Below are 3,536 nucleotides of genomic sequence, written 5' to 3' on the forward strand. Positions count from 1 at the left end.
GTTCCGCACCAGTGGTGCGGAACGCGCCCCGTAGGCCAGGCCGGCGTCAGCGCAGCGCGGCTGCCGCCTCGGCGACGGCCTGATGCGTCGAGTTGTCGTCCGGAGCCGGTGTGTCCGTGTCCTCCGGGACTCCGGCGTCCTTCCTGCGGCCCAGATGGTTGAAGGCCAGATTGAGCACGATGGCCACCACACAGCCGGTGGAGATGCCCGAGTCGAGCACCACGAGTACGTTCTTCGGGAACGCGTGGTAGAAGTCCGGAGCCGCGATCGGGATCAGGCCGATCCCCAGCGAGGTCGCGACGATCAGCGCGTTCTCGCCCTTCTCCATCGCCGCGCCGGCCAGCGTCTGGACACCGCTCGCGGCGACCGAGCCGAAGAGCACGATCCCGGCGCCGCCGAGTACCGGCAGCGGGACGAGCGCGATCGCCGACGCGGCCATCGGACAGAGTCCCAGCAGGATCAGGATCCCGCCGCCGGTCGCCACCACATACCGGCTGCGCACCTTCGTCATCGCCACCAGGCCGATGTTCTGCGCGAAGGCGCTCGCCATGAAGCTGTTGAAGAACGGGCTGATCAGACTGCTCATGGTGTCGGCACGCAGGCCGCCCTCGATGGTCCGCTCGTCGGCGGGCCTGCCCACCACCTTGCCGAGCGCCAGCATGTCGGCGGTCGACTCGGTCATACAGACCAGCATCACGATGCACATCGAGATGATGGCGGAGATCTCGAACTGCGGGGCGCCGAAGTGGAAGGGCGTCGGGAAGCCGACCGGGTCGGCGTTGCGCATCGCGTCGAAGCTGGTCATGCCCATCGGTATCGCCACGACCGTACCGATCACGAGACCGAGCAGGATGGCGATCTGCTGGAGGAAACCGCGGAGCAGTTTCCGCAGGCCCAGCACGATCACCAGGGTCAGGGCGGCCATGCCGATGTTCTTCATGGACCCGTAGTCCGCCGCCCCCTGGGTGCCCTGCGACCAGCCGAAGGCGACCGGCAGCAGCGAGACCCCGATGAGGGTGATGACGGTGCCGGTGACGACCGGCGGGAAGAATCGGAGCAGCTTGCTGAAGTACGGGGCGAGTATGAAGCCCAGCACGCTCGCCACGATGATGGCGCCGAAAATCACGGCGATGCCTTCGTGTCCGCGGCCCTTCCCGATGGCGATCATCGGGCTGACACCACCGAACGAGACACCGTTGACGAACGGCAGCCGGGAACCGACCCGCCAGAACCCGAGGGTCTGGAGCAGGGTGGCGATACCCGCGGTGAAGAGACTGGCCCCCACGAGGAAGGCGGTCTCCTTGGCGCTGAGCCCCACGGCGGGGCCCACGATCATGGGCGGGGCGACAACTCCCGCGTACATGGCGGCCACATGCTGGAGGCCGCTGCTGAACATCTTGACGGGCGGGAGGACTTCGTCGACCGGATGCTTCGCGGAGGTCTCTCCCGGTTCCACTGAGGTGGTGCCGGGGCCCGTGGAGATCTCCCCGGGCGCTCCGGACGATTCGGTGTCGGCGGCTGTTTCTGCTGCATCAGTGCGAAACCTGGGCTCGGCGGCCACGGCGGCTCCTCCGGTCGGGTACACGTCGGCGGTGACGTGGGTGTCAGGGAGGTGGTGCGGAATGCAGGTGCGGCTGCGGGAGGGGTAGGGCGGTGCTGCTGCGTTACTGAGGTCGTTACGGGGTCGGGTACCGGGCGGGGCACGGGGGTTCCGGTGAGGGCTTCCGGGTACGTCACCGCCCCGGAGGGCGTATGCACTCTGGGCACACACCCCCCGGTCACGGCTGCCGTGAACCCCGCTCGGGTTCGCGGCCGCCGGCCGGGGACCGTCCTCCCCGGCCGGAGCTTGTCGGACGTCAGGCCCGCGCGGCGATCTGCGCCAGGCGCCGGGCCTCGTCCCGCGTGGAGCGGGCGATGGCGTCCTCGTCCACCGTGGTCAGGTGGTTGTCCTCGACGACGGGCTTGCCGTTGACGAGGGAGAGCGTGACGGGGGCCGCGGCGCCGAAGACGAGCGCGGTCACCGGGTCGGCGATGGAGGCGTGCGCGAGGGTGTCCATCTTCCACAGCACCAGGTCGGCGAGCTTCCCCGGTTCCAGTGAACCGATCTCCGCGGCGCGGCCCAGGACCTGGGCACCACCGTACGTACCGAGGCGCAGCGCCTGCCGGGCGTTGAGCGCGGCTTCGCGGTGGGCGCCGAGGCGGTTGATGAGCAGGGCGTTGCGCAGCTCGGTGTGCAGCTCGCCGGACTCGTTGGACGCGGTGCCGTCGACCCCGAGGCCGACCGGTACACCGGCCCTGAGCATGTCGGGGACGCGGGCGATCCCGGCCGCCAGACGGGCGTTGGAGGACGGGCAGTGGGCGACGCCGGTCCCGGTGCGCGCGAAGGCGGCGATGTCGGAGTCGTTCATGTGGACGCAGTGCGCCATCCACACGTCGTCACCGAGCCAGCCGGTCGACTCGAAGTAGTCGGTGGGGCCCATCCCGAACAGTTCCTTGCAGAACTGCTCCTCCTCGACGGTCTCGCTGCCGTGGGTGTGCAGGCGCACGCCCTTGCGGCGGGCCAGTTCGGCGCCCTGCTTGAGCAGTTCGGTGGAGACGGAGAAGGGCGAGCAGGGGGCGACGGCGACCTGGGTCATCGCGTCGAAGGAGGCGTCGTGGTGCTGGTCGACCGTCGCCTCGGTGGCCGCGAGCGCGCCCTCCAGGGTCTCGACGGCGAAGTCCGGGGGCAGCCCGCCGTCCTTCTTGCTGCGGTCCATCGAGCCGCGGGCCAGCGTGAACCGTACGCCCATCTCGGCGGCGGCGCCGATGACGGCGCTCGACAGGTCGCCGGAGCCCTCCGGGAAGACGTAGTGGTGGTCCATCGCGGTGGTCACGCCGCCGCGGGCCATCATCGCGAGGGAGCCCTGCGCGGCCGAGCGGACCATCTGCTCGTCGATGCGCGCCCAGGTCGGGTAGAGCGCGACGAGCCAGTTGAAGAGGTTGTGGTCGGTGGCCACACCCCGGGTGATCCACTGGTAGAAGTGGTGGTGGGTGTTGACCAGACCTGGGGTCACCAGATGTCCGGTGCCGTCGATCCGGCGTACGACGCCGGTGAGTCCGTCGGGGGCCTTGCCCGCGCCGACGGATTCGATGCGGTTGCCGGCGACCACGACATGGCCCGATGCGTACTCGGTGTCGTGGGCGTCGACCGTCGCGATGGCTACGTTCTCAATGACCGTGCGCGCGGCTGCCGTTGCTGCCATCAGGATTACCTTCTCTCGCAGTGGCGATATGGGCACGGCAGGACCCCAGGAGGATTTGAGTGCCGCAGCCGCGTGGCTCCGGGTGCCGAAGTAGGTGAAGTGAGGTGAAGTGCAGTGCAGTTGTGGTGTCCGGTCCGGTACGCCGCCGCCGGCTGAGGCGGCCGGCGGCGGGGGACCCCCCGGGGTGAGATGTTTGTGAATGCGACCCGGAATCCGGGCGCTGCGCCGTCCGCCACGGAGGTCGGCGCCATGAGCCCGAAAGGGGGGTGGGCCCCGGAGTTTAACACGGTGTGG

The 3,536-nt window shown here is 69.6% G+C and carries 2 protein-coding genes; both read right to left on the bottom strand.

Annotated features, from left to right (window positions below; genetic code table 11):
* Positions 1-46 precede the first annotated feature (46 nt).
* Complete coding sequence (locus ACFXBC_RS31885) at positions 47-1,456, bottom strand: nucleobase:cation symporter-2 family protein (protein ID WP_385032488.1); 1,410 nt, start codon at positions 1,454-1,456, stop codon at positions 47-49.
* 400 nt (positions 1,457-1,856) lie between these two features.
* Positions 1,857-3,242 carry an 8-oxoguanine deaminase gene (locus tag ACFXBC_RS31890; protein ID WP_385032441.1) on the bottom strand — a complete coding sequence of 462 codons (1,386 nt, stop codon included), beginning with the start codon at positions 3,240-3,242 and terminating at the stop codon, positions 1,857-1,859.
* Between the last annotated feature and the right edge of the window lie 294 nt (positions 3,243-3,536).

It is taken from the genome of Streptomyces sp. NPDC059398, from assembly GCF_042751845.1.
Classification (GTDB): domain Bacteria; phylum Actinomycetota; class Actinomycetes; order Streptomycetales; family Streptomycetaceae; genus Streptomyces.

What these genes read in the sequence shown, in the direction of transcription:
- ACFXBC_RS31890 (WP_385032441.1), bottom strand. Translation starts at nt 3,242, where the DNA reads ATGGCAGCAACGGCAGCCGCGCGCACGGTCATTGAGAACGTAGCCATC.